A 22,795-nucleotide genomic window follows, 5' to 3' on the forward strand; every position below is an offset into this window, starting at 1 on the left:
AAGTATTTCCCTTTGTTCCGGGGACAGCGCGGGTAAAAAACCGACGCTAGTCTTGGGTCGCACGGCAGCGTTTGTCTGCTCTTTTCGGCCCTCGACACGGATGACGACGGTGATGCTTGCTCGCCCGAACATTTTTTTTGCATCTGCTTTATCTCGACGACAAACCGGCACGACCCTTATCGAGGTGCTGGTGGCGGTACTGATTCTCGCCGTGGGCTTGCTGGGCGCGGCGGTGATCCAACTCAACGCGCTAAAGTCCACGGACAGTTCGAGGATGAGCAGTCAGGCCAGCTTTATTGCTTACGACATGCTTGACCGAATCCGCGCCAATGCCGGCGCCGATTACGCATGGAGCCGCTCGGAGCGCGCTCCGGCCAGCACCGCAGGTGCCAGCGTGCGCGACCTGGACCTGCATGATTTCGAGGCCAATATTCTGAGCTTCGCCGGGCAGAGCGCCAAAGGTTCGGTGGCGATCAGTGCCAATGAGGTCACCGTGAGTATCAGTTGGGATGACAGCCGCGGTGCCGGCGCGGTTGGTGCGCGCGAAACGGTCACCCTGACCACTCGCATCGACAGCGATCCGGAGGGTGCACAATGAACCGAAGGTCGCGAGGTTTTACCCTGGTGGAGTTGCTGTTGGCCCTGACCTTGGGGTTGATACTGGTGCTCGGGGTCAGTCAGGTGGCGATCAGTTCCCGAGCGACCCACGCCAGCCAGCAGGCCGCCATGTTGTTGCAGGACGACGCGCGGTTCGCGCTTGGCAAGATGATCCAGGATATTCGTCAAGCCGGCATGTTCGGTTGCCTGGCTAGCGCTCATATCGAACAGGCACCGCCGGCATTTGAGCTGCCGATCAGTTGGAGCGCCGGCACTGATTCGAAGTCGCTGACATTAGTTACGACCAGCACCGGCGAAGGCAGTGGCAGGCCCGATTGGACGGTACTGTCAGATTGCACAGGTACCGCCCAGGCTTACACCGGCTTCTCTCCTGCGCCTGGGCCTGGGCAGATTCGATTCGCGATACGCCAGATCACCTACACCTTTGAGGCGGGCCAGTTAAAGGTCAGCACGCCGGCCGCACCGGCCAAAGCAGTACTGGTGGATAACGTTCAGGCGTTCGACATCAGTTTCGGCATTGCGGCTAATGCCGTATCGGCAAAGGTGGTGCGCTACGACGCAAGCCCTGCTGACGTGGCGTTGATTCGCAGCGTGCGCGTCCTCATGACGCTGCAAGACCCCTCCGGTCGGGTCAAGGCGCAAACCTACAGCGTCGTGGCGGCGCTACGAAACCGTCTGGGGTAGGGCTGTTATGCAGGGCGTTTGGATAACTTATCGGCGGCAGTCAGGCATGGCGCTGCTATTGAGTCTGGTGTTTTTGCTGCTGTTATCGCTGATTGGCCTGTCCTCGATGCAAGGGGTGGTGGCTCAGCAAAAGATGGCCGCCAGTTTCTGGCATCGCAATCAGTCGCTGCAAAGTGCCGAGAGCGGTTTGAGACTCGGAGAGTGGAGCGCGCGGCGTAGTGGTGGGACGTTGCCGCAGTGCCAGTCAATCACCACCTGTGCGCCACCGGATGAAGCGTTTTCGGTGATTGCCGCAGGCACCCATCCGGTTTCAGCGGTGTCTTGGGTTGCCCTCAAAGGGGGGCTGTACGGCGTTCAGTTTCTAGGCATGGGGCGCGGGATCGCGCACTTGCCGCCGAATACAAAGGCCGCACTGTATCGAGTGACGGCAGTCGGCTGGAGCGGTCAGGCCCGCACGGTGCTGGAGAGCGTATATGCCCGAGTAGACGGGGAGGCAGGCTCGCGATTTCGGCGAGTGTTATGGCGACAACTTCTATAGGAGCAATGGGATGGGCATGGACACCCGAGGTTTTACCCTGTTGGAATTACTGATCGGTGTGGTGATCATCGCGATTCTGGCTGGGATCGTTTACCCCGGTTACACGGCGCAGGTGAAAAAGGCCTACCGTGTACAAATCGTCGGCCTATTGACTGAGCAGGCGCAGCACCTGGAGCGGTTCTATGCGAAGAACGGCACTTTTATTGACGCAAGCGGCGTCAGTGCTGGCGATGATCGCTATAGAATCTCCGTCGCATTGAACCCTCAGGATTTCCGTTTGCTGGCTACGCCTGTGGCTGGCTCGATCATGGACGGCGACGCCTGTGGCGAGTTCAGCCTGACCAGCACCGGCGCACGCAGCAATCCAGGCGCGGCGCCGGAGATGTCGCGCCAGGCGTGCTGGGGGCAATGATGCGAATGCTGGATGACTGGGCGCCGGTGGCGCTTGTTCCTTTTTATCGATTGGATCGAATGATGGCTAAGCAACAGCAAGTGGTGATTGTCGGTGGCGGAGTCATCGGCTTGTTGACAGCGTTCAACCTGGCGACCCAGGGGCAGGCGGTAGTGCTACTGGAGCGCGCCGGGGTAGGGCAGGAGTCGTCCTGGGCGGGTGGTGGCATCGTTTCGCCGCTGTATCCGTGGCGCTATAGCCCAGCGGTCACCGCGTTGGCCCATTGGTCCCAGGATTTTTACCCGCAATTGGCCGAGCGCCTGTTTGCCACCACCGGTGTCGACCCGCAGGTGCATACCACCGGTTTGTACTGGCTGGATCTGGACGATGAGCCCGAAGCGCTGGCCTGGGCTGTCCGCGAGGGACGCCCCTTGAGCAAAGTGGATATATCAGTCGCCCATGATGCTGTTCCGGTGTTGGGGGGTGGGTACTCGCAAGCAATTTTTATGGCCAACGTTGCCAATGTGCGTAACCCGCGCCTGGTCAAATCCCTCAAGGCTGCGCTGTTGGCATTGCCTGGTGTGACGATTCGCGAGCAGTGTGTGGTGACGGGGTTTGCGGTAGATAACGGCCGTGTGGCGGGGGTGGATACGGCGCAGGGGCCGATCCTGGGCGATCAGGTGGTGCTGGCGGCAGGGGCGTGGAGCGGTGACCTGCTCGGCACGCTCGGCTTATCGCTGCCGGTGGAACCGGTCAAAGGTCAGATGATTCTCTACAAGTGTGATTCGAACTTTCTGTCGAGCATGGTCCTCGCCAAGGGCCGTTATGCGATTCCGCGAAGGGACGGGCATATTCTTATCGGCAGCACACTGGAACACGAAGGCTTCGATAAGACGCCCACCGAGACCGCATTGGAAAGCCTGAAGGCTTCTGCTGTCGAGCTGATTCCTGCCCTGGCCCATGCTGAAGTGGTGGGGCACTGGGCCGGTTTGCGACCGGGGTCGCCGGAAGGTATTCCCTATATAGGCCCGGTGCCGGGGTTCAAAGGTTTATGGCTCAACTGCGGGCATTACCGCAACGGTCTGGTTCTGGCGCCTGCGTCCTGTCAGCTGTTCGCCGACCTGCTGCTAGGCAATAAGCCGATTATCGACCCGGCGCCTTATGCGCCAGAAGGTCGAATCAACGCTGGATAGACTTTGGCCCCTGCTCCAGATGCGCCTGGGTGCAGTACCACTCCTGGCGCAGCCGCAAGGCGCGATCCTGCGGCAGGTGCACGCCGCAGTGAGCGCAGCGCACCATCAGCGCGGCATCCGGCTCGTTGGCGCGCTGCTGCTTGGTGGCTGGGCTTTTGAACTTGCGCCAGAACCATACCGCGGCGGCAATGACGGCAATCCAGAACAAAAGACGTAGCATGATGGGCAGTTTCTCGACAAGGAATGCGCCAGTTTAGCCAAGGACGTGGCAGGCGCACAGAGCAATAATGCTGCCCATGAAAAAGGGAGCCTCTGGAGGCTCCCTTTTAGGTGCTACATGGGCTGATCAGTCGAATAGGCCAAAAGTCATGTAGCTGAACCACGAGCGGTCCTGATTGTTGCCCAGGGCTTGCGGTTCTTCCTCTTCGATCACGTCGCCGTTTTCGTCGTGCGGTTTGAGGTCGGAAGGAATAGCGTCCTTGGCGTCCTGGAATTGCTTGATCACGTCCTGGTTGGCGCGGGTTTCGCCCGGCGGCAGCGGTGGGCGGGATTCGATCAGACCCAGGGTGTACTTGCTCAGCCACGAGCGGTTGTCAGCTTCGGCAACCTGAGGTACGAACTGGCCGTCTTTCAGGCTTGGGTGATCGGGATAGTTGAGTTTGAGGGTTTCCAGGCTGGTAGCGGCCAGTTCGTCCAGGTGCAGACGCTGGTAAGCCTCGGTCATTACGGCCAGGCCATCACCCACGGATGGGGTTTCCTGGAAGTTCTCCACCACATAGCGACCACGGTTGGCGGCGGCGACGTAGGCCTGACGGGTCAGGTAGTAGTGCGCGACGTGGATCTCGTAGGAAGCCAGCAGGTTGCGCAGGTAGATCATGCGCTGCTTGGCGTCCGGCGCGTAGCGGCTGTTGGGATAGCGGCTGGTGAGCTGGGCGAACTCGTTATAGGAGTCGCGGGCCGCACCCGGGTCGCGCTTGGTCATGTCCAGCGGCAGGAAGCGCGCCAGCAGGCCAACGTCCTGGTCGAACGAGGTCAGGCCCTTCATATAGTAGGCGTAGTCCACGTTCGGGTGCTGCGGGTGCAGGCGGATGAAGCGCTCGGCGGCGGACTTGGCAGCTTCCGGCTCGGCGTTCTTGTAGTTGGCGTAGATCAGCTCGAGTTGGGCCTGGTCAGCGTAGCGACCGAACGGATAGCGTGACTCCAGTGCCTTCAGCTTGGCTGTGGCGCTGGTGTAGCTATTATTGTCCAAGTCTTTCTGAGCCTGTTGGTACAGCTCGACTTCGCTCAGGTTTTCGTCGACGACTTCCTTTGTTGACGAGCAAGCAGCAGTCATGGCGAGGATGGCGATCAGCAGCAGGTGTTTCACTTGCATGGCGGCTTGCGTCCCTATGACGGCCGCTGTCTTGGGCGGGGCCGTCCTGTTATGATGAGCGCCCCGTTGAAAGCCTCGGGGCAAAAGACGCCGTATTTAACCACAAGCGCGCAGCCGAAACCAAAGGCTGTGCCACGCCTAGTCTGAGCATGTCCGATAAAATTGAACTTCGCGCAGAGGTGCCGTCCGAATTGGGCGGCCAACGCCTCGATCAAGTCGCCGCACAATTATTCGCTGAGCACTCGCGCTCGCGCCTTTCCGCCTGGATCAAAGACGGCCGCCTGACTGTGGATGGAGCGGTTATCCGCCCGCGAGACATAGTCCATGGCGGTGCGATTCTTGAGCTGACTGCCGAGCAGGAAGCCCAGGGAGAGTGGGTCGCCCAGGACATCGAGCTGGACATCGTCTATGAAGACGACGACATCCTGGTCATCAACAAACCCGCAGGCCTGGTGGTGCACCCGGCTGCCGGGCACGCTGATGGCACTTTGCTCAATGCCCTGTTGCACCACGTACCGGACATCATCAATGTGCCGCGTTGCGGCATCGTGCACCGACTGGACAAGGACACCACCGGTCTGATGGTGGTCGCCAAGACCATTCAGGCCCAGACCCAACTGGTCACCCAGTTGCAAAGCCGCAGCGTCAGCCGGATCTACGAGTGCATCGTGATCGGCGTGGTGGTGGCCGGTGGCAAGATCAACGCCCCTATCGGTCGCCACGGCCAGCAGCGCCAGCGTATGGCGGTGATGGAAGGTGGCAAGCAGGCCGTGAGCCACTATCGAGTCTTGGAGCGTTTCCGGTCCCACACCCATGTGCGGGTCAAGCTGGAAACCGGTCGTACCCACCAGATTCGCGTGCACATGGCCCATATCAACTTCCCGTTGGTCGGCGATCCGGCCTACGGCGGTCGCTTCCGCATTCCGCCGGCCGCCAGCGCGACCATGGTTGAATCGCTGAAATCCTTTCCGCGTCAGGCCCTGCACGCGCGCTTCCTTGAGTTGGATCATCCGACGAGCGGTAAGCGCATGAGCTGGGAATCGCCGCTGCCGGACGACCTGGTGTGGTTGCTGTCGCTGCTCAAACAGGACCGCGAGGCGTTTATCGGATGAATGACTGGCTGATTCCTGACTGGCCCGCGCCGGCTCAGGTCAAGGCCTGCGTCACCACCCGTGCGGGCGGCGTCAGTCTAGCGCCGTTCGACAGCCTCAACCTGGGCGATCATGTCGAGGACAGCCTTGAGGCAGTCCTGGAAAATCGCCGTCGACTTTCCCAAGCCTTCGATATCCAGCCAGCCTGGCTACGGCAGGTTCATGGCGTGAACGTCGTCAAGGCCGACCCCGGTCGCACCCTGGAAGCCGATGGCTGCTGGACCGACACGCCGGGTATCGCCTGCACAGCCATGACTGCCGATTGTCTGCCGGCGCTGTTTTGCAACCGCGCCGGCACCCGCGTGGCAGCCGCCCACGCCGGTTGGCGGGGGTTGGCGGCCGGCGTACTGGAGGCGACGGTCGATAGCCTGGCCGCCGAGCCTGACGACGTATTGGTCTGGCTGGGCCCGGCGATTGGCCCCCAAGCCTTTGAGGTCGGTCCGGAAGTGCGTGAAGTGTTCATGCAGCAACTGCCGGCGACTGCCCAAGCATTCGTGCCGAGCCGTAATCCTGGCAAGTTCATGGCCGACATCTATCAACTCGCGCGCCTGCGGCTCGCTGCGCGCGGTATCACGGCGGTCTATGGTGGTGGTTTGTGCACCGTGACCGATCCGCGTTTCTTTTCTTATCGTCGCAGTCCTCGCACCGGACGATTTGCCTCCCTTATCTGGCTTGAGCGCTAGACTCTTCTGATCTGCGTCAACTGTTTGTTGCTTGAATCTCCCAGAATCGACCACATCTATAAGGGTATCTGGCAGGTTTCTTCATTCAGGATGTGTTTATAGATCCGGCCTGCTCAAAAGGAAGGTGACTAATGCGTATTGATCGTTTAACCAGCAAATTGCAGTTGGCCTTATCGGACTCTCAATCCTTGGCGGTGGGCCTCGACCACCCGGCCATTGAGCCTGCGCACTTGATGCAGGCGCTCCTGGAGCAGCAAGGTGGTTCCATCAAGCCCTTGCTGATGCAGGTGGGCTTTGACGTCAACAGCCTGCGCAAGGAGTTGAGCAAAGAGCTCGACCAACTGCCGAAAATCCAAAACCCCACTGGCGACGTAAATATGTCCCAGGATCTGGCGCGCCTGTTGAACCAGGCCGATCGTCTGGCTCAGCAAAAAGGTGACCAGTTCATCTCCAGTGAACTGGTGCTGCTCGCCGCCATGGACGAGAACAGCAAACTGGGCAAGTTGTTGCTGGGTCAGGGCGTCAGTAAGAAAGCCCTGGAAAACGCCATCAACAACCTGCGCGGTGGCGACGCGGTGAACGACCCTAATCATGAGGAGTCGCGCCAAGCTCTGGATAAATACACCGTCGACCTGACCAAGCGCGCCGAAGACGGCAAGCTCGACCCAGTGATCGGTCGTGACGATGAAATTCGTCGCACCATCCAGGTACTGCAGCGTCGCACCAAAAACAACCCGGTGCTGATCGGTGAGCCTGGCGTAGGTAAAACCGCGATCGCCGAGGGTCTAGCCCAGCGCATCATTAATGGTGAAGTGCCGGATGGCCTCAAAGGCAAGCGTCTGTTGTCTCTGGACATGGGGGCGCTGATCGCCGGTGCCAAGTTCCGTGGTGAGTTCGAAGAACGCCTCAAAGCCCTGCTGAACGAGCTGTCCAAGCAGGAAGGGCAGATCATTCTGTTTATCGACGAACTGCACACCATGGTCGGCGCCGGTAAAGGCGAGGGCTCCATGGATGCGGGCAACATGCTCAAGCCGGCGCTGGCTCGCGGTGAGCTGCATTGCGTGGGCGCCACGACGCTAAACGAATACCGTCAGTACATCGAAAAGGACGCGGCGCTTGAGCGGCGCTTCCAAAAAGTGCTGGTGGAAGAGCCGAGCGAAGAGGACACAATCGCAATCCTGCGTGGCCTCAAAGAGCGTTATGAGGTTCACCACAAGGTGGCGATTACTGACGGGGCGATCATTGCGGCGGCCAAATTGAGCCATCGCTATATCACCGACCGCCAGTTGCCCGACAAGGCGATTGACCTGATCGACGAAGCGGCGAGCCGTATCCGTATGGAAATCGACTCCAAGCCGGAAGTACTCGATCGTTTGGATCGGCGCTTGATCCAGCTGAAGGTGGAATCCCAGGCCCTCAAGAAGGAAGAGGACGACGCGGCGAAGAAACGCCTGGAAAAACTCCAGGAGGAAATTCAGCGTCTGGAGCGGGAGTATTCGGACCTCGAAGAAATCTGGACCTCGGAGAAAGCCGAAGTACAGGGTTCTGCTCAGATTCAGCAAAAAATCGAGCAGTCTCGTCAGGAGCTGGAGGCCGCACGCCGTAAAGGTGACCTGAACCGTATGGCCGAGTTGCAGTACGGGGTGATTCCCGATCTGGAGCGCAGCCTGCAGATGGTCGACCAGCATGGCCATAGCGAGAACCAGTTGCTGCGCAGCAAGGTGACCGAGGAAGAAATTGCCGAGGTTGTCTCCAAGTGGACCGGCATTCCTGTGTCGAAGATGCTGGAAGGCGAGCGCGATAAGCTGATGAAAATGGAAAGCCTGTTGCATCAGCGCGTTATCGGTCAGGAAGAGGCCGTCGTGGCGGTATCCAACGCGGTGCGGCGTTCCCGTGCAGGGTTGTCCGACCCGAACCGTCCAAGTGGATCGTTCATGTTCCTCGGCCCGACCGGTGTGGGTAAGACCGAGTTGTGCAAGGCCCTGGCCGAGTTCCTCTTCGATACTGAAGAGGCCATGGTGCGGATCGATATGTCCGAATTCATGGAGAAACACTCGGTCGCTCGCTTGATCGGTGCGCCACCAGGCTATGTGGGCTACGAGGAGGGCGGCTACCTGACCGAAGCTGTGCGGCGCAAACCTTACTCGGTCATCCTGCTGGATGAAGTCGAGAAGGCTCACCCGGATGTGTTCAACATCCTGCTGCAAGTGCTGGAGGATGGCCGTCTGACCGACAGTCACGGGCGTACGGTGGATTTCCGCAACACGGTGATCGTAATGACCTCCAATCTGGGCTCTACACAGATCCAGGAATTGGTAGGAGATCGTGAGGCTCAGCGTGCAGCGGTGATGGACGCGTTGACCTCGCACTTCCGCCCGGAATTTATCAACCGGGTCGATGAAGTGGTGATCTTCGAGCCATTGGCGCGGGATCAGATCGCCGGCATCACCGAGATCCAGTTGGGCCGCCTGCGTGGTCGTCTGGCCGAACGCGAGCTGTCGCTGGAACTGAGCAGCGAAGCGTTGGACAAACTGATCGCGGTAGGTTACGACCCGGTGTATGGCGCACGCCCTCTGAAACGTGCGATCCAGCGCTGGATCGAAAACCCGCTGGCGCAGTTGATCCTCTCGGGCAGTTTTATGCCGGGAACCAGCGTCACAGCCAGCGTGGAAAACGACGAAATCGTCTTCCACTGAGGCCTGACTGCCGGTTGATAAGAGAAGGCCCCGCATTGCGGGGCCTTTTTTTTCGCTAGGGCGTTGAACTGTAAGGCAAAGGCTTGTAAAGTGCGCCCCGCAGCAACGTCAACCCACGGGTTTCTTCTCCCCAAGAAGAAATCAGAAACAAGCGCAAATCATTGTCTTAAAAGCAATTTAAAGGGTTGACAGGGGTTTTTAAGATTGTAGAATAGCGCGCCTCAGAGACACGAACGTAGCGATACGCAAGCGTCGAAGAAGAAGTAAAAAGCAGTAAGTTGTACGTTTGAAATGCTAAGTTCCGTGATAGCTCAGTCGGTAGAGCAAATGACTGTTAATCATTGGGTCCCAGGTTCGAGTCCTGGTCACGGAGCCAATTTCAAATCGGGGTATAGCGCAGTCCGGTAGCGCGCCTGCTTTGGGAGCAGGATGTCGGGAGTTCGAATCCCCCTACCCCGACCATATTTGGGTCGTTAGCTCAGTTGGTAGAGCAGTTGGCTTTTAACCAATTGGTCGTAGGTTCGAATCCCACACGACCCACCATTTTTGAAACCAGTTAACGCTGGGATCAGATCTTAAGATCAGAGGCCAAAAGCGCTGATCGAAGAAGGCGACTGAAAGGTCGCCTTTTTATTACCGGGGTATAGCGCAGTCCGGTAGCGCGCCTGCTTTGGGAGCAGGATGTCGGGAGTTCGAATCCCCCTACCCCGACCATATTAAAAATCCTCGTATCGAAAGATACGGGGATTTTTTTTGTGCGCGCAAAAACTCAAAAGTTTGGCTGATCGCATGTGAAGAGGGGGCTTGCTCTCATATCGAGCAAGCCCCCTCTGGCCTTACTGTCAGTGCAACTTGAGCCTCGGCTCCGTCCCACGTCCAATCCTGCTGCCCAACATCAGCATTGCCGTACGAAACACGCCATACAGCGCCATCTGGTGCATACGGTAGAGCGATACATAGAACATCCGCGCCAGCCAGCCCTCCAGCATCACACTGCCGGTCAGATTACCCATCAGGTTACCCACCGCCGAGAATCGCGACAGCGAGATCAGCGAGCCGTAGTCGGTGTACTTGTACGTCGGCAATTGTTTGCCTTCGATCCGAAGCTTGAGGGATTTGGCCAACAGCGACGCTTGCTGATGCGCGGCCTGGGCCCGTGGCGGGACGTTACGGTCAGTGCCCGGCTGCGGGCAGGCGGCGCAATCGCCGAAAGCGAAAATGTTTTCGTCGCGGGTGGTTTGCAGCGTCGGCAGCACTTGGAGTTGATTGATGCGATTGGTTTCCAGGCCGTCGATGTCCTTGAGGAAACCCGGCGCGCGAATCCCGGCAGCCCACACCTTCAGGCTGGCTGGAATCACATGGCCGCTGCTGGTGATCAGCGCATCAGCCGTTACTTCGCTGACCGCCGAATTCGTGAGCACCGTCACTCCCAGTTTTTCCAGGGTTTTATGGACCGGGCCGCCAATGCGCTCCGGCAGGGCGGGCAGTACTCGTGGACCGGCTTCGATCAACGTGATGTGCATGTTCTCTGGCTTGATCCGGTCCAGGCCATAGGCCGCCAGTTCATGGGCGGCGTTATGCAGTTCTGCGGCCAGCTCAACACCGGTCGCACCGGCGCCGACGATGGCGACGCTGATTTTTTCCACCACATCGGTCTGCCCGGCATGGGCGCGCAGGTAGTGGTTGAGCAATTGTTGGTGAAAGCGCTCGGCCTGTTTGCGGGTATCGAGGAACAGACAGTGTTGCGCCGCGCCTTCGGTGCCGAAATCATTGGTGGTGCTGCCGACGGCGATCACCAGGCTGTCATAGCCCAATACGCGCGCAGGGACCAATTCGCGGCCTTCTTCGTCGAGGGTGGCGGCCAGTTGGATTTTCTGCTGCTCACGGTCGAGCCCGCTCATGCGCCCCAGCTGGAACTCGAAGTGGTTCCATTTCGCCTGGGCGACATAATTGAGTTCATCTTCCGAAGAGTTCAGAGAACCGGCAGCCACTTCATGCAGCAGGGGTTTCCAGATATGGGTCAGGTTGGTATCGACCAACGTGATGTTGGCGGTACCGCGCTTGCCCAGAGTCTTACCCAGGCGGGTAGCCAACTCCAGGCCGCCGGCGCCGCCGCCGACGATAATAATACGATGGGTCATGGGGATATCTCGCAAGGCTAAAAGAAATCGGTGCGGTTACCCCCGCGAGCGCCAGGCAGCTCATAGCGTCAGGTAACTCAAAAGACGGCTCAGCAGCCCGAGCCCGATCACTGCGACCAGCACCACACAGAGGAGCAGCCAGGGCCTGAAAGGCTTGCGCTCGACTCTGTGCTGGGAGAGTTGCAGATATTCTTCGACACGTTGTTGGTCTTCGGGTTTCAGGCGGCTGGTCATAAAGGCCTCGTCAGGTAGACGTTGCAAAGGGGCGCCACGTTACAGGGCGGGGATCAGAGGCTGATGCCCACGTCGAACACTATGCTGCGGCCCAGATTGTTGCGCAAGAAATCCGGCGCATCGGGGTGCGCGAACAGCACTCGGGCAAAGGTCGGCCCCACCAGCGACAGCGAGCGCCAGCCTTGGCGCAGGTATTCGGTCGGCGGTGGGAAGTGACTATTAAGGTCGAGCACTTCGCGCTTGAGGCTGGCGAAGGCGACGATATCCAATTCGCCCAAATCCATCCCGCGCTCTTTGTAGTTATGCGCCTTTTTGCGCAGCGTCGGCGCCAGGCGCAACAGGAACTCATGGGCGGGAATGCGCCGTGGCTTGGCTTCGCGGCGCACCAGTTGGCTCAGGGAAAACGCGCTGCGTCGACGCAGTAACTCATCGCGCCATTCGTCGTTCAGGCGCCGCCCCTCGTCCAGTACGAAGAACACTTCGAAGCTCGCATCGCGAAACAGCACGTCCGGCGGCTCTTGCCCGGCGGCGTGGAACTCTTCGGCGCGATAGGGCACATTCAGGCCTTGCAACAGGCGCTGGCACACCCAACGCTCACGCTCCCATTTGCGGGCATTGGACAGGAAAGCATTGGCTTGTTCGGCCGCCACGGTGAGCAGGCGCAAGTAATCTGAGTCATCCATGCTTGCAGCTTAGCGTTCAAATGATGACCACAGGAAGTCCCGCTGCAAAAGGTCGGTGTAGACTGGCGGCTCTATCGATCAAGCGAGCATGAGGAGTGCGCAGTGAAGTTATTCGTAGTGCTGTTCCTGAGTCTTTTGCCGTTATGGGCCCAGGCCGTCGAAGTCGGCGAGCGCCTCGCGCCTTGGACACTGTTGGATCAGTTCGATCAGGCCTATACCCTGGATGACCAGGCGCAAATCTTGTTGGTGGCCCGCAGCATGGACGCCGCCAAAATCGTCGACGGCGCGCTGCAAGGTCAGCCCAAGGGCTATCTGGAGGCCCGTCACGGGATATTTGTCGCCGACATTCAGCGCATGCCGCGATTGGTCGCCAGACTGTTCGCGATACCTGCCATGCAGTCGTACAGCTACCGGGTCATGCTGGACCGGGATGCGCGCATCGCGCCGCGCTACCCGGGAGCTGTGGACAAAGTGCTGTGGCTGCAATTGGAGAGCGGCAAGTTGATTGCGCAGCATGAATACGGCTCCGCGGCTGAACTGCGCCAGGCCCTGGAGCAGGTGAAACCGTGATCAGCGCCGGCGTGCTGACAGCGCCCACCCTTGGCATCGGCTGGCTGCTGTATGCGCCGGTGCTGGCGTGGGCGGTGCTGCGTTCGCCGTGGGTCGAGTTGTTTGCCGACCGACGGCGCCAGCATTTGCTGTTCGGCACCGTGTTTGCGCTGTTTATGCTGTGGTTGGTCCGGCGCGATTTCGATACCGGCGTTTCCTATCACTTCATTGGCATGACAGCCGTAACCCTGCTGCTGGACTGGCCGCTGGCGATTGTCGGTGGTTTTGTCGCACAACTGGGTCTGATGATGCTGGGCCGTCAAGACCTGGCCGCCATCGGCATCAATGGTCTTTTGTTGATTGTGCTGCCGGTACTGATCACGGAAGGCGTCGCACTGCGGGTAGAGCGCGCGCAGCCGCGCAATCCGTTTGTGTATATCTTCTGTTCAGGGTTTTTGGCAGCAGCGCTGGCGGCATTGGCGTGCCTTCTACTGGGGCTGGGGCTGTTGTGGTTCGACGGTCTTTTCGCCATGCCGGAATGGTTGGAAGACTTCATCGGTTATCTGTGGCTGATCATCTTCCCCGAAGCCTTTATCAATGGCACGGTGATCAGCGCTCTGGTGGTGTTTTGTCCGGAATGGCTGGAAACCTTCAATCGCACACGCTACCTCTCGGCGCCCTGGAAGGACGACGATTCGCTGCGTTGATCCAAATCAAACACCCTGTGTCACGGCAGGCCCATGCTCTGGGAAATTTTCCAGGAGTGCGGATCATGAGTGTGTATGAGTGGGCACGGCAGGAACTTCGCAGAAGCCAGGACGCGGCACAGGAGATCGGTTTCGATCCGGGCCTGACCCTGCGCGCCATGCTGAGCGCCGTCGTGCAGCAAAGCAAGGGCGTGCGCAGTTTCGAAGACCTGGCCGACGAGCTGCAATACCTGGCAGAAAACCTCGACGACCAGCAGGAATACGCCTTTATGCGCCCTTAGTGGCGGGGTGGGAGGTCTTCGGAGAACAGTTCGTCTTCGGCATCCGGGGCCACGGGGATCTTGTGTTCTTCGGCGGCCCAGGCCCCCAGGTCGATCAATTTGCAACGGTCCGAGCAGAATGGCCGGTTGGGGTTGGTCGCTTTCCATTCCACGGGTGCGCCGCAGGTTGGGCAGTCGACGGTCAAGGGTTGGCTCATGATCGGCCTCCACGCAAAGTAAGGTAAAAGTGGTGCAGTCGCTCGACTTCGCTGTGCAGCCAGGCGAGGTCTCTGTCATTGACCAGTACGTCGTCGGCATGGTTCAGGCGGTCTTCGCGGCTGGATTGGGCCTTAAGAATGGCCTGCACCTGCTGCTCGCTGATGCCGTCGCGCTGCAGGGTACGCTCAATCTGCAGCGATTGCGGCACGTCGATCACCAGAATGCGTTGGGTCATGCTGTACTGACCGGACTCGATCAGCAGCGGTGACACCAGAATCGCGTAAGGCGAGCGCGCCCGTGCCAGGTGGCTGCGAATTTCTTCGGCAATCAAAGGATGCAACAGCGCTTCAAGCCAGCGGCGTTCCTCCGGCACTTCAAAGATCAGTTTGCGCAGTGCGCTACGGTCCAATTGGCCGTCGGGCAACAGCACGCGATCGCCAAAGTGCTCGGCGATGCGCGCCAGCGCGGGACGGCCTGGCTCGACCACCCAGCGTGCGGCGTGGTCGGCGTCCACCGCATCGATTCCGAGATCGATAAAGTGTTGGGCTGCCGCGCTTTTGCCACTGCCGATGCCGCCGGTCAGGCCGAGTATCCACGGGGTTGGAACAGAAGAAGTGCTCATTGGAAACCGACAGACTGCAAATAGAAGTCGGTTATTTGACCACCCCAGAGCAATGCAATCCAGCCGGCAATCGCCAGATAGGGCCCAAATGGCATTGGCGTGGACACCTGGGCCTTGCGCACGCGCATCAGTATCAACCCGGCAAATACCCCAACCAGTGACGCCATCAAGAGGGTCATCGGCACGATCTGCCAACCGCCCCAGGCCCCGAGCAGGGCCAGGAGTTTGAAGTCGCCGTAGCCCATGCCGTCCTTGCCAGTGATCAACTTGAACAGCCAGAACACCGACCATAGGCTCATGTATCCGGCCACCGCTCCCCATACGGCGTCGGGCAACGGCACCAGCAGTGCAAAGCTGTTGACGATCAGACCCAGCCACATAAGCGGCAGCACCAGCACATCCGGCAGTAATTGGTGGTCGGCGTCGATCAGGCTCATCGCCAGCAAGCCCCAAGTCAGCAGCAATACTGTCCCGGCTTGCCAACCAACGCCGAAGTGCCAGGCCACGATCGCCGACAACAATCCGCAGGCAAGTTCGGTGAATGGGTAGCGCAGGCTGATCCTTGCCTTGCAGTGAGCGCAGCGGCCCTTGAGGATCAAATAGCTGAGCAGCGGAATATTTTCCCAGGGGCTGATCCCATGATCGCACTGAGGGCAGCAGGAATTTGGGCGCATCAGGTTGTAGGTCGGCCCGACGGGTTCGGCCGGTAAGCCAAGTACTTCATGGGCCTGGGCACGCCACTCCCGTGCAAGCATCTTCGGCAGGCGCCACACCAGCACATTGAGGAAACTGCCCACGATCAGCCCCAGCACCGAAGCCAGGGCGACAAAGGCCCATGGGGATTCATTCAGCAGCAGGATCAAAATGCGCTCCCCAGTTGGAAGATCGGTAAGTACATGGCAATGACCAACGCCCCGACGATGCCTCCCAGTACGACCATGATCAGCGGCTCCATCAGGCTGGTGAGGTGATCGACCTGGTTATCCACTTCGGTTTCGTAGTGGCTGGCGACTTTTTCCAGCATGAAGTCCAGCGTGCCGGATTCTTCGCCGATTGCCGTCATCTGAATCGCCATCCCTGGAAACAGACCACTGGTGGCCATGGCGTGATTCAACGGCATACCTGTGGATACATCGCGACGCATATGCTCGATTGCCTGTTTGTAGGGGGCGGAGCCCGCGGCACCCGCCACTGAATCCAGGGCCTGCACCAGCGGAACCCCCGCCGCGAAGGTGGTTGAAAGCGTACGGGCGTAGCGAGCCACGGCCGATTTTTGCAGCAGTTTGCCTGCCAGCGGTGCTTTCAACAAACCGGCGTCCAGCCAATGGCGAAAGATTGGCGATTTTCGACAGGCCTGACGCAGGCCAATAACCCCCACACCAAGCCCCAGCGCGACGATCCACCAGGCATGTTGCATGAACTCCGACAGGGCGATAACGGCGAGGGTGAAGCCCGGCAGCTTACCGTCCACTCCTGCGAACAGGCTCTGGAACTGCGGCACCACATGCACCAGCAGCACGCCAGTGACCAGCCCGGCCACGACTACGACCGCGATGGGGTAGGTCATGGCTTTTTTGATCCTGGCTTTGAGCTGCTCGCTCTTTTCGCGATGAACCGCCAGGCGCTCCAGCAGCGTCTCAAGCGCGCCGGCCTGTTCGCCGGCCGCTACCAAATGGCAGTACAGCTCATCGAAATAACGCGGGTGATTGCGTAACGCTTCAGTCAGATTTGTGCCGGCGGCGACCTGTTGTCTCAGGCTTTGCAGCAGTTCACCCACAGGCGGCTTCTCGACACCTTCGCTGATCAGATCGAAGGCTTGCAGCAGGGGAATACCGGCCTTCAGCAACGTGGCCAACTGGCGGGTGAGCAAGGTTATGTCGGCGGCTTTGATCGGCGCGGCCAGGCCTGGCAGCCGTGGGATTGACTTGCGCACACGGCCGGGGCGGATGCCTTGTTGGCGCAGTTGCGCCTTGACCACGGCAGGGCTGCGTCCGGTGCTTTGGCCGGACACCTTGCGGCCTTTGCGGTTGATGCCTTCCCAGGTGTAAAGCGTTACAGCGTTGTTCATGTCACGGTTCCGCGCGCAGGTCGTTGAAGTTTTTCAAAGCTTAGTCACGGGCTGAAGGCGGGCAGGCTGTGGTGGTGGATAAAATGTCAGAATGTGCGTCATGCAGGCGATTGACCACCGGCGGATGAGTACACTGGCGCCGCTGCACAACGCGGGGCGCAGGAAGCGCCTTGTCATGAGTTCTATTCTGGAGAGTGAGAGTGATGCGTCAGAAAGGTTTTACCTTGATCGAGCTGTTGATCGTCGTGGCAATCATCGGCATTTTGGCCACCATTGGCCTGCCCATGTACACCACCCATCAAGCCAAGGCCAAGTTCACCGCCGGCCTGGCTGAAATCAGCGCATTGAAGGCCGGGTACGAAGACACCCTCAATCAGGGCACCGTACCTACCCTGGCATTGATCGGCGGCACCAGCCCTACCGCCAATTGCAAAATCGAGGTGACAGGGGACGTTGCAACGGGCGCGGGCGATATCCGTTGCGAGATCCTCGATGCACCGGCGCCCGTACTGGGCAAGAGCATTGTGCTGACACGCAACGCCACCAGCGGCTGGACCTGCACCACCACGGCCGAGGCCAAATACGCCGGCAAGGGCTGCGGCGCTGGCGGCGCTTAGCGGTGCCTAGACCCACAAGGACGTTGAGGTAACCGATGGTGTTATCCGTACAGCAGCGCGGCAGTATTTTCCTGGTGGTGACGGTGTGCCTGTTGGTGGTGGGGATTTGTGCACCGTTCAGTGGGCACGATCTACAGCGGGTCATGCAGATTGCCATCGGGTTTTGTGCGGTGCTGTACGGAAGCTCGATTACCCCGACCGAGCCCTGGGTGGATCGCCAGACGGCATGGGGGCTGGCGCTCATCGTGGGATTGGGCCTGGCGTCTTCGCTGCTGGCCCATCAGCCGCTTTGGGCGCTGACCGAGATGGCGCTGTTCGTCAGCTGCGCGGCAATCGCGTTAGCTTTTGCATCGCTGCGCCGTTACGGCGGCGAGCCTTTGGATCGTGTGCTGCTGCTGATCGTGGTGTTGCTGTGCCTGATCAAAACCCTCCAGTACCTGTACGCCGGCGTGCTTGCGTTCGCCAGCGGCGGGCACACGATGAACCCTGATCTGCTGTTATCCAGCTTTTCCAACAAGCGCTTTTATGGCCAGTTCCAGACATTCACGCTGCCGCTGTTGGCGTTGCCTTTGCTGTTACCCACAGTCTCTCGCGCATTGCGGGGGATGGCATTTGCGTTGCTATGCGCCTGGTGGTTGATCGCGATCAGCGGCGGTACACGCGGCACCTGGCTCGGCATGGCGGTGGCGGGCATGGTCGTGGCACTGATCGGGCCATGGGGGCGGCGTTGGTTGGGTTGGCAATTGGCGGGGATGCTGAGCGGCTTGTGGATCTACTGGCTGCTGTTTACGGTGCTGGCGACCTACCTGGGAATCGACACCTCCAATGACGCCGGCGACCGCCTCACCACTTCGCTGTCGGGGCGCGGCCCGATCTGGTGGCAGGGTTGGCACATGCTGACTGAGCGGCCGTGGTTAGGCTTCGGGCCGATGCACTTTGCCGATATTGCCAACGAAGTTGCCGCCCATCCGCATCAGGCTGTTTTGCAGTGGGCCAGCGAATGGGGCGTGCCGTCGACATTGTGCGTGGCGTTTTTGGCGGCGCGCAGTGGCTGGGCCACGATTGTCGTGCTGCGTGAGCGCGCGCAGTTCAGCGAGCGTGCGGATCTACTGCGCTTATGTCTGTTCGCGGCGTTGGTCGGTGCGCTGACGCAGTCCATGGTCGACGGTGTGCTGGTGATGCCCACGTCCCAGGTTTGGCTCGCGCTGGTAGTGGGCTGGCTGATGGCGCTGCACCCTTGGCGCACACCTGTAACGGCGTCATGGCCGTTGGCCTGGCGCGCATGGAAGCTGTTGAGCGCGTTGGCCATTGCATGGCTGGTATTTGTCGCACTGCGCGATGTGCCCCATATCAAGCAGGCCCAGCGACAGTACCTCGACACCCTGGGTAGCTACCTGCAACCGCGTTTCTGGGCGCAGGGTGTTATCGCCCGCTGAAGGCCGCGAGTTGCCGGACGCCGGATGCGGTGCTAGCTTTAGTCCACCGCCCGTGTAGCTCAGCCGGTAGAGCAGCGCACTCGTAACGCGAAGGTCGCAGGTTCGATTCCTGTCTCGGGCACAAAGGCAACACTGTTTCAAAGGCAATGTTTTCAGCTGATCCCAGAATGGTTCTGAAGGCCAGACGAGCCGGCATTCGTGCCTGTTCTTTTGTATCTGCGCAACCTGATGTCCCAGATGCATCCCCATTCCTCGATCTAAGAGAACACCATGACCACGACTGAAATGACCCAGGAAGCCCGGCACGAAGCAGCTCTTGAGCACTACCTCAAGGAATCGCCGCAGCTTAAAGAAGAGATCAAGGACCTGAGCGCCGATGATCAGCGCGACCAGATTCAGTGGGCATTCGAGGACGAGGCCGAAAGCCAGGGCCTCCAACCTTGGGAACTGACCCTCAAGTACACCTCGACACCGGAAGAGTTCGAAGCGCAACGGTTGGTCCTGCACAAGGAAGCGGCCGAGGTGCTGGGTGTGGATTGGGACGAGTATTGCGAGATGAATAACCTGGTGGTTTAGAACAGAGCGGCAAGCTGCAAGGGCGGCACTCGGCTTCCTTGCAGCGTCACGCTGACCGCTTGCCGCTTTTCAGAGGCTCAGCCTCATCGACAGGTCCACCGCCTTCACGTCCTTGGTCATCGCACCGATGGAGATATAGTCCACCCCGGTCTCGGCAATGGGCAGCAGGGTGGTTTCATTGATGCCGCCGCTGGCTTCCAGCTTCGCCTTGCCGCCGTTCAGGCGCACGGCTTCGCGCATGTCGTCGAGGCTCAACTCATCGAGCATGATGATGTCGGCGCCCGCCGCTAATGCTTCGCGCAGTTCCTCCAGACTCTCCACTTCGATTTCCACGGGCTTGCCGGGCGCGATCTTGTGCGCCGCCGTGATGGCCTGTGCAATGCCGCCGCAGGCAGCGATGTGGTTTTCCTTGATCAGGAACGCATCGTACAGACCGATGCGATGGTTGTGGCAGCCGCCGCACGTCACCGCGTACTTCTGTGCCAGGCGCAGGCCCGGCAGGGTTTTGCGGGTGTCCAGCAATTTGACTTGAGTGCCGGTAACGAAGTCCGCCAGGTACTTCGCGCGTGTGGCGACGCCGGACAGCATCTGCAAAAAATTCAGCGCACTGCGCTCACCGCTGAGCAGCGAGCGCGCCGGGCCTTCGAGGTGAAACAGCGCTTGATTGGGGCTGACGCGTTCGCCATCGGCCACCTGCCAGTGCACGGCGACCCGAGGGTCCAACTGCCGGAACACCGCGTCCACCCACGCCGTGCCGGCGATGACGGCGTCATCGCGGGTAATGATGGTGGCCTTGGCCAGTCGTTCGGCCGGGATCAATTGCGCGGTAATGTCGCCGCTGCCGATGTCCTCCAGCAGTGCGCGGCGCACATTGGCTTCGATTTCGGCGGTGAGGTCGGCAAGACGGAGATTCGGCATAACAGGCTCCACAAACAAAGTGCGTGGATTATAGGGGTTGTGTGCCTGCGAACCCAGCCACCCGCTCATTTGCGCGCAAATCACAGAGGGCGCTGGCGCTTGCCCCCCGGTTTGCAAGATAATCTCGCGCCTTGCAATTGGCGTCATAGCTTTGACGTCCGCTGGCGTGCAGTTATCCACAGGGTTCGATGCGGCCTGTCGATGATTGTCGTCCAACTCAATACCGCCGTTTCAGGAGGCCAGGATGCACAATGACGGAAAGGTGGTGCCGATCAATAAGGCGCGTGCCACGCCATCGCCGCTGGCCCGCCTGCCGGTCGTGTTGCTGCAAGTCCGCGGCAAGGCGGCGCAGCAGCTGCAGCAAGGCCTGCAGGAACTCTTCGATAACGCCGACGACACGCTATTTGAAATGGCCGACAAGGCCCGCAGCACCGTCGATCACCATATTTTCTTTGAAGCCATGCGCGACCTGCGCCTCAAGCGCAAAAACTTCGAGCGTGTGTTCATGGAGCGCCTGTTTGCCGCGTTTGCCGGCCTGGGCGACACCGGGCGCGGTGAGCTGCAGTTGGTGCCGGTGGTTTCCTACGATGCGGCACCCGGTTCGTCCCATGACGCACTGGAAAAAGCCGTGGCGCTCGAAGCCATGCTGGGCCGCGTCCGGCATCGCGATGGACTGGCACTGTCGCAGCTCACTGCGCGGCTGAGCGCGGTACTCGGCAATGCCCTGGACGAGCGTGAGAACCCCCTGGGCCCGGCGCTGCTGTGCGAATTTTTCTTGCAGGCGGGGCGCAGCCTGGGCGTGGAGATTCGCGTCAAACTGATCATGCTCAAGCTGTTCGAGAAGTATGTCCTCAGCGATGCCGATCAACTCTACGGCGAAGCCAATCAATTGCTGGTCGCCACGGGGGTGTTGCCGGAGCTCAAGACCGTGCCTTCGCGCCGCGCCGGTGGGCGGGCCGCCCGTGAACGCTCGCGCGAAGACGCACTGCCGAGCGCCGATCAACCCCTCGACGAAAACGGCCAGCAAGCCTTTGCGGCGCTGCAAGCCTTGCTCAAACCCGTGCGCGGCAGCGTGGCGCCGACCCTCGAAGCCAGCGCCGAACCCCAGCCTATCGCTACGCGGGACCTGCTGCGCCTGTTGTCCCATTTGCAGCAGTACGTGCCGACGCCGGACGCAGAGGACGATTTCGACCTGTGCAACCAGCTGGAGCAATTGCTCACCCGCGTCAGCGTCAAGAGCGGCAAGTCAAGGGTGGTGGAGGAGGCCGATGAAGATGTCATCAATCTGATCGCCCTGCTGTTCGAATTTATCCTCAACGACCCTACCGTCCCGGACGCTTTCAAAGCGCTGATCGCGCGCCTGCAAATCCCAATGCTCAAAGTGGCGGTGCTGGACAAGAGTCTTTTCAGCCATGCCGGCCACCCGGCGCGGCGCCTGCTGAACGAAATCGCTGCGATGGCCATGGGCTGCAACCTGTGCGATGACTACCCGCGTGACCCTTTGTACCTGCGCATCGAGCAGGTGGTGCAGCGTTTGCTCAATGAGTTTGTCGAAGATCCGGCGATTTTTGCCCAATTGCTCGCTGAGTTCAGCGCGTTCGCCGCCGATGAGTGTCGCCGCAGCGAGTTGCTCGAACAGCACACCCGCGATGCCGAAGAAGGCCGGGTGCGCACCGAGGCGGCTCGTCAGCGGGTGGCCGAGGTGCTCAATAGGCGGTTGCTGGGCAAAGTGTTGCCCCTCGCCGTTGTGCAGTTTCTGCAACAGGCCTGGAGCCAGGTGCTGTTGTTGGCCAGCCTCAAGTACGGAGAGGAGTCGGTGCAATGGCAATCGGCGCTGCGCACCATGGACGAACTGATCTGGAGCGTCGGCCTGCAGGAAGACACCGAGGCCGGGCGGCGCTTGCTGGAGCATTTGCCCGGCTTGCTCAAGGCGCTGCGCGACGGTTTGACCAGCGCGGCGTTCGACCCTTTCAGCACCCGAGAATTTTTCGTCCGCCTCCAGGCTATGCATGTGCAGCCGGCGGACGGTGTCGACGAGCTGATCGAAGTGCGCGAGCCTTTGGTATTCAGCGAGCTGCCGCCGGACCCCGCGCTCGATCTGGCGCCCAACGATCCCGACCTGCTCAGGGTTCATCAACTGCGGGTCGGCGCTTGGGTCATGTTCCAGCAGGATGGCGGCTTTACCCAGCGCTGCAAGCTCGCAGCGATCATGGCCCCGGCCAACACGTATGTGTTCGTCAGCCGCACGGGGCTCAAGGTGCTGGAAAAAAGCGTCGGCCAGCTGGCGCTGGCGTTTAAGCAGGGCGCCTTGCAGCTTCTGGACGACAGCCCGCTGTTCGAGCGTGCGCTGGCTGCCGTAGTCAGTAAGCTGCGGCAACTCAATCACGGCAAGTGATCGCAACCTCGGGGTCGAACGCGGCATACTGGTCACCTGTTGCC

Annotated in this window: 25 protein-coding genes and 5 tRNA genes; 20 read left to right on the top strand and 10 right to left on the bottom strand. The window is 60.2% G+C overall.

All coding sequences use genetic code 11. From position 1 onward, the window contains the following. The first annotated feature begins 112 nt into the window (after window positions 1-112). From pilV to thiO, 5 genes are all read left to right on the top strand, one after another. The gene (pilV, locus tag QRN41_RS23515; protein ID WP_167417767.1) at window positions 113-598 is read left to right on the top strand and encodes a type IV pilus modification protein PilV; all 486 of its coding nucleotides are present in this window, start codon (window positions 113-115) and stop codon (window positions 596-598) included. After that, window positions 595-1,302, top strand: a complete 708-nt coding sequence (locus QRN41_RS23520; protein WP_285422190.1) for a prepilin-type N-terminal cleavage/methylation domain-containing protein — start codon at window positions 595-597, stop codon at window positions 1,300-1,302. The genes pilV and QRN41_RS23520 overlap by 4 nt, the downstream gene beginning before the upstream one ends. A gap of 46 nt (window positions 1,303-1,348) precedes the next feature. Continuing rightward, window positions 1,349-1,840 carry a pilus assembly PilX family protein gene (locus tag QRN41_RS23525; RefSeq protein WP_123480718.1) on the top strand — a complete coding sequence of 164 codons (492 nt, stop codon included), beginning with the start codon at window positions 1,349-1,351 and terminating at the stop codon, window positions 1,838-1,840. Between the two features lie 10 nt (window positions 1,841-1,850). After that, on the top strand, window positions 1,851-2,252 hold the full coding sequence (locus tag QRN41_RS23530) for a type IV pilin protein (RefSeq protein WP_034136921.1): 402 nt from the start codon (window positions 1,851-1,853) through the stop codon (window positions 2,250-2,252). A gap of 62 nt (window positions 2,253-2,314) precedes the next feature. Then, the gene (thiO, locus tag QRN41_RS23535; protein WP_034137081.1) at window positions 2,315-3,424 is read left to right on the top strand and encodes a glycine oxidase ThiO; all 1,110 of its coding nucleotides are present in this window, start codon (window positions 2,315-2,317) and stop codon (window positions 3,422-3,424) included. Here thiO and QRN41_RS23540 read toward each other — a convergent pair. Next, window positions 3,411-3,644: a PP0621 family protein gene (locus QRN41_RS23540; protein ID WP_034095822.1), complete on the bottom strand. Its 234-nt coding sequence runs from the start codon at window positions 3,642-3,644 to the stop codon at window positions 3,411-3,413. The genes thiO and QRN41_RS23540 overlap by 14 nt on opposite strands. A 126-nt stretch (window positions 3,645-3,770) precedes the next feature. Further along, window positions 3,771-4,796, bottom strand: coding sequence for an outer membrane protein assembly factor BamD (locus QRN41_RS23545; RefSeq protein WP_034136922.1), 1,026 nt, complete (start codon window positions 4,794-4,796; stop codon window positions 3,771-3,773). A gap of 149 nt (window positions 4,797-4,945) precedes the next feature. Here QRN41_RS23545 and rluD point away from each other — a divergent pair, with 149 nt between their 5' ends. The 7 genes from rluD (at window position 4,946) to QRN41_RS23580 (ending at window position 10,040) form a co-directional block, all read left to right on the top strand. Next, window positions 4,946-5,908, top strand: a complete 963-nt coding sequence (gene rluD / locus QRN41_RS23550; protein ID WP_024073341.1) for a 23S rRNA pseudouridine(1911/1915/1917) synthase RluD — start codon at window positions 4,946-4,948, stop codon at window positions 5,906-5,908. Continuing rightward, window positions 5,905-6,630, top strand: coding sequence for a peptidoglycan editing factor PgeF (gene pgeF / locus QRN41_RS23555; protein WP_285422191.1), 726 nt, complete (start codon window positions 5,905-5,907; stop codon window positions 6,628-6,630). The genes rluD and pgeF overlap by 4 nt, the downstream gene beginning before the upstream one ends. 131 nt (window positions 6,631-6,761) lie before the next feature. Next, window positions 6,762-9,326: an ATP-dependent chaperone ClpB gene (gene clpB / locus QRN41_RS23560; RefSeq protein ID WP_034095825.1), complete on the top strand. Its 2,565-nt coding sequence runs from the start codon at window positions 6,762-6,764 to the stop codon at window positions 9,324-9,326. A gap of 300 nt (window positions 9,327-9,626) precedes the next feature. Further along, window positions 9,627-9,702: transfer RNA gene (locus tag QRN41_RS23565), tRNA-Asn, on the top strand. 9 nt (window positions 9,703-9,711) lie between these two features. Then, a tRNA-Pro gene (locus QRN41_RS23570) sits at window positions 9,712-9,788 on the top strand. A 5-nt stretch (window positions 9,789-9,793) separates the two neighbouring features. Next, a tRNA-Lys gene (locus tag QRN41_RS23575) sits at window positions 9,794-9,869 on the top strand. Between the two features lie 94 nt (window positions 9,870-9,963). Next, a tRNA-Pro gene (locus QRN41_RS23580) sits at window positions 9,964-10,040 on the top strand. Window positions 10,041-10,168: 128 nt separating this feature from the next. Here the strand turns inward: QRN41_RS23580 and QRN41_RS23585 are convergent. From QRN41_RS23585 to QRN41_RS23595, 3 genes are read right to left on the bottom strand one after another with little or no spacing between them, the layout of a single operon-like run. Beyond that, the gene (locus tag QRN41_RS23585; protein WP_167418612.1) at window positions 10,169-11,467 is read right to left on the bottom strand and encodes an NAD(P)/FAD-dependent oxidoreductase; all 1,299 of its coding nucleotides are present in this window, start codon (window positions 11,465-11,467) and stop codon (window positions 10,169-10,171) included. A gap of 60 nt (window positions 11,468-11,527) precedes the next feature. Continuing rightward, on the bottom strand, window positions 11,528-11,701 hold the full coding sequence (locus tag QRN41_RS23590) for a DUF3094 family protein (protein WP_034095827.1): 174 nt from the start codon (window positions 11,699-11,701) through the stop codon (window positions 11,528-11,530). A 53-nt stretch (window positions 11,702-11,754) separates the two neighbouring features. Beyond that, window positions 11,755-12,384, bottom strand: coding sequence for a DUF1780 domain-containing protein (locus QRN41_RS23595; protein WP_017845475.1), 630 nt, complete (start codon window positions 12,382-12,384; stop codon window positions 11,755-11,757). Window positions 12,385-12,486: 102 nt separating this feature from the next. Between QRN41_RS23595 and QRN41_RS23600 the strand changes: the two genes are divergently transcribed. The 3 genes from QRN41_RS23600 (at window position 12,487) to QRN41_RS23610 (ending at window position 13,921) form a co-directional block, all read left to right on the top strand. Further along, on the top strand, window positions 12,487-12,954 hold the full coding sequence (locus QRN41_RS23600; RefSeq protein ID WP_167418611.1) for an FAD/FMN-containing dehydrogenase: 468 nt from the start codon (window positions 12,487-12,489) through the stop codon (window positions 12,952-12,954). Continuing rightward, entirely contained in the window at window positions 12,951-13,640 is a 690-nt protein-coding gene (locus QRN41_RS23605; RefSeq protein WP_034095830.1) for an energy-coupling factor ABC transporter permease, read from the top strand. The genes QRN41_RS23600 and QRN41_RS23605 overlap by 4 nt, the downstream gene beginning before the upstream one ends. Before the next feature lie 65 nt (window positions 13,641-13,705). Beyond that, window positions 13,706-13,921 carry a hypothetical protein gene (locus tag QRN41_RS23610; protein ID WP_003171680.1) on the top strand — a complete coding sequence of 72 codons (216 nt, stop codon included), beginning with the start codon at window positions 13,706-13,708 and terminating at the stop codon, window positions 13,919-13,921. Here QRN41_RS23610 and yacG read toward each other — a convergent pair. Genes yacG through QRN41_RS23630 form a run of 4 tightly spaced genes read right to left on the bottom strand, consistent with a single transcriptional unit; the run spans window position 13,918 to window position 16,809 of the window. Continuing rightward, entirely contained in the window at window positions 13,918-14,118 is a 201-nt protein-coding gene (yacG, locus tag QRN41_RS23615; protein ID WP_034095831.1) for a DNA gyrase inhibitor YacG, read from the bottom strand. The two genes, QRN41_RS23610 and yacG, sit on opposite strands and share 4 nt — an antisense overlap. Continuing rightward, a complete protein-coding gene (gene coaE, locus QRN41_RS23620; protein WP_034111714.1) occupies window positions 14,115-14,741 on the bottom strand; it encodes a dephospho-CoA kinase in 627 nt (208 codons plus the stop codon). The genes yacG and coaE overlap by 4 nt, the downstream gene beginning before the upstream one ends. Then, window positions 14,738-15,604 carry a prepilin peptidase gene (locus tag QRN41_RS23625; protein WP_167418610.1) on the bottom strand — a complete coding sequence of 289 codons (867 nt, stop codon included), beginning with the start codon at window positions 15,602-15,604 and terminating at the stop codon, window positions 14,738-14,740. Before QRN41_RS23625 ends, coaE begins: the two co-directional genes overlap by 4 nt. Continuing rightward, window positions 15,601-16,809, bottom strand: a complete 1,209-nt coding sequence (locus tag QRN41_RS23630; protein ID WP_167418609.1) for a type II secretion system F family protein — start codon at window positions 16,807-16,809, stop codon at window positions 15,601-15,603. The genes QRN41_RS23625 and QRN41_RS23630 overlap by 4 nt, the downstream gene beginning before the upstream one ends. 203 nt (window positions 16,810-17,012) lie before the next feature. Between QRN41_RS23630 and QRN41_RS23635 the strand changes: the two genes are divergently transcribed. The 4 genes from QRN41_RS23635 to QRN41_RS23650 all read left to right on the top strand — a co-directional run bounded on the left by QRN41_RS23635 (window position 17,013) and on the right by QRN41_RS23650 (window position 19,438). After that, window positions 17,013-17,426: a pilin gene (locus QRN41_RS23635; RefSeq protein ID WP_034095835.1), complete on the top strand. Its 414-nt coding sequence runs from the start codon at window positions 17,013-17,015 to the stop codon at window positions 17,424-17,426. A gap of 35 nt (window positions 17,427-17,461) precedes the next feature. Continuing rightward, window positions 17,462-18,862, top strand: coding sequence for an O-antigen ligase family protein (locus QRN41_RS23640; RefSeq protein WP_285422192.1), 1,401 nt, complete (start codon window positions 17,462-17,464; stop codon window positions 18,860-18,862). A 48-nt stretch (window positions 18,863-18,910) separates the two neighbouring features. After that, window positions 18,911-18,983: transfer RNA gene (locus QRN41_RS23645), tRNA-Thr, on the top strand. Window positions 18,984-19,132: 149 nt separating this feature from the next. Next, complete coding sequence (locus QRN41_RS23650; RefSeq protein ID WP_034095837.1) at window positions 19,133-19,438, top strand: DUF6388 family protein; 306 nt, start codon at window positions 19,133-19,135, stop codon at window positions 19,436-19,438. 69 nt (window positions 19,439-19,507) lie between these two features. Here QRN41_RS23650 and nadC read toward each other — a convergent pair whose 3' ends face one another. Beyond that, window positions 19,508-20,356: a carboxylating nicotinate-nucleotide diphosphorylase gene (nadC, locus tag QRN41_RS23655; protein ID WP_285422193.1), complete on the bottom strand. Its 849-nt coding sequence runs from the start codon at window positions 20,354-20,356 to the stop codon at window positions 19,508-19,510. A gap of 244 nt (window positions 20,357-20,600) precedes the next feature. Here nadC and QRN41_RS23660 point away from each other — a divergent pair, with 244 nt between their 5' ends. After that, window positions 20,601-22,751: a DUF1631 domain-containing protein gene (locus QRN41_RS23660; RefSeq protein WP_285422194.1), complete on the top strand. Its 2,151-nt coding sequence runs from the start codon at window positions 20,601-20,603 to the stop codon at window positions 22,749-22,751. The last annotated feature ends 44 nt before the right edge of the window (window positions 22,752-22,795 follow it).

Source organism: Pseudomonas sp. efr-133-TYG-23, assembly GCF_030209215.1.
In the GTDB taxonomy this organism is placed as follows: Bacteria; Pseudomonadota; Gammaproteobacteria; order Pseudomonadales; family Pseudomonadaceae; genus Aquipseudomonas; species Aquipseudomonas rhodesiae.

Bases quoted from the DNA above. Each gene is read 5' to 3' on its own strand.
- QRN41_RS23650 (WP_034095837.1), top strand. From the start codon at position 19,133: ATGACCACGACTGAAATGACCCAGGAAGCCCGGCACGAAGCAGCTCTT.
- QRN41_RS23520 (WP_285422190.1), top strand. From the start codon at position 595: ATGAACCGAAGGTCGCGAGGTTTTACCCTGGTGGAGTTGCTGTTGGCC.
- QRN41_RS23635 (WP_034095835.1), top strand. From the start codon at position 17,013: ATGCGTCAGAAAGGTTTTACCTTGATCGAGCTGTTGATCGTCGTGGCA.
- coaE (WP_034111714.1), bottom strand. From the start codon at position 14,741: ATGAGCACTTCTTCTGTTCCAACCCCGTGGATACTCGGCCTGACCGGC.
- thiO (WP_034137081.1), top strand. From the start codon at position 2,315: ATGGCTAAGCAACAGCAAGTGGTGATTGTCGGTGGCGGAGTCATCGGC.
- QRN41_RS23525 (WP_123480718.1), top strand. From the start codon at position 1,349: ATGGCGCTGCTATTGAGTCTGGTGTTTTTGCTGCTGTTATCGCTGATT.
- QRN41_RS23610 (WP_003171680.1), top strand. From the start codon at position 13,706: ATGAGTGTGTATGAGTGGGCACGGCAGGAACTTCGCAGAAGCCAGGAC.
- QRN41_RS23640 (WP_285422192.1), top strand. From the start codon at position 17,462: ATGGTGTTATCCGTACAGCAGCGCGGCAGTATTTTCCTGGTGGTGACG.
- QRN41_RS23660 (WP_285422194.1), top strand. From the start codon at position 20,601: ATGCACAATGACGGAAAGGTGGTGCCGATCAATAAGGCGCGTGCCACG.
- QRN41_RS23630 (WP_167418609.1), bottom strand. From the start codon at position 16,809: ATGAACAACGCTGTAACGCTTTACACCTGGGAAGGCATCAACCGCAAA.
- pgeF (WP_285422191.1), top strand. From the start codon at position 5,905: ATGAATGACTGGCTGATTCCTGACTGGCCCGCGCCGGCTCAGGTCAAG.
- QRN41_RS23530 (WP_034136921.1), top strand. From the start codon at position 1,851: ATGGGCATGGACACCCGAGGTTTTACCCTGTTGGAATTACTGATCGGT.
- QRN41_RS23545 (WP_034136922.1), bottom strand. From the start codon at position 4,796: ATGCAAGTGAAACACCTGCTGCTGATCGCCATCCTCGCCATGACTGCT.
- QRN41_RS23590 (WP_034095827.1), bottom strand. From the start codon at position 11,701: ATGACCAGCCGCCTGAAACCCGAAGACCAACAACGTGTCGAAGAATAT.
- pilV (WP_167417767.1), top strand. From the start codon at position 113: ATGCTTGCTCGCCCGAACATTTTTTTTGCATCTGCTTTATCTCGACGA.
- QRN41_RS23585 (WP_167418612.1), bottom strand. From the start codon at position 11,467: ATGACCCATCGTATTATTATCGTCGGCGGCGGCGCCGGCGGCCTGGAG.
- nadC (WP_285422193.1), bottom strand. From the start codon at position 20,356: ATGCCGAATCTCCGTCTTGCCGACCTCACCGCCGAAATCGAAGCCAAT.
- yacG (WP_034095831.1), bottom strand. From the start codon at position 14,118: ATGAGCCAACCCTTGACCGTCGACTGCCCAACCTGCGGCGCACCCGTG.
- rluD (WP_024073341.1), top strand. From the start codon at position 4,946: ATGTCCGATAAAATTGAACTTCGCGCAGAGGTGCCGTCCGAATTGGGC.
- QRN41_RS23595 (WP_017845475.1), bottom strand. From the start codon at position 12,384: ATGGATGACTCAGATTACTTGCGCCTGCTCACCGTGGCGGCCGAACAA.
- clpB (WP_034095825.1), top strand. From the start codon at position 6,762: ATGCGTATTGATCGTTTAACCAGCAAATTGCAGTTGGCCTTATCGGAC.
- QRN41_RS23540 (WP_034095822.1), bottom strand. From the start codon at position 3,644: ATGCTACGTCTTTTGTTCTGGATTGCCGTCATTGCCGCCGCGGTATGG.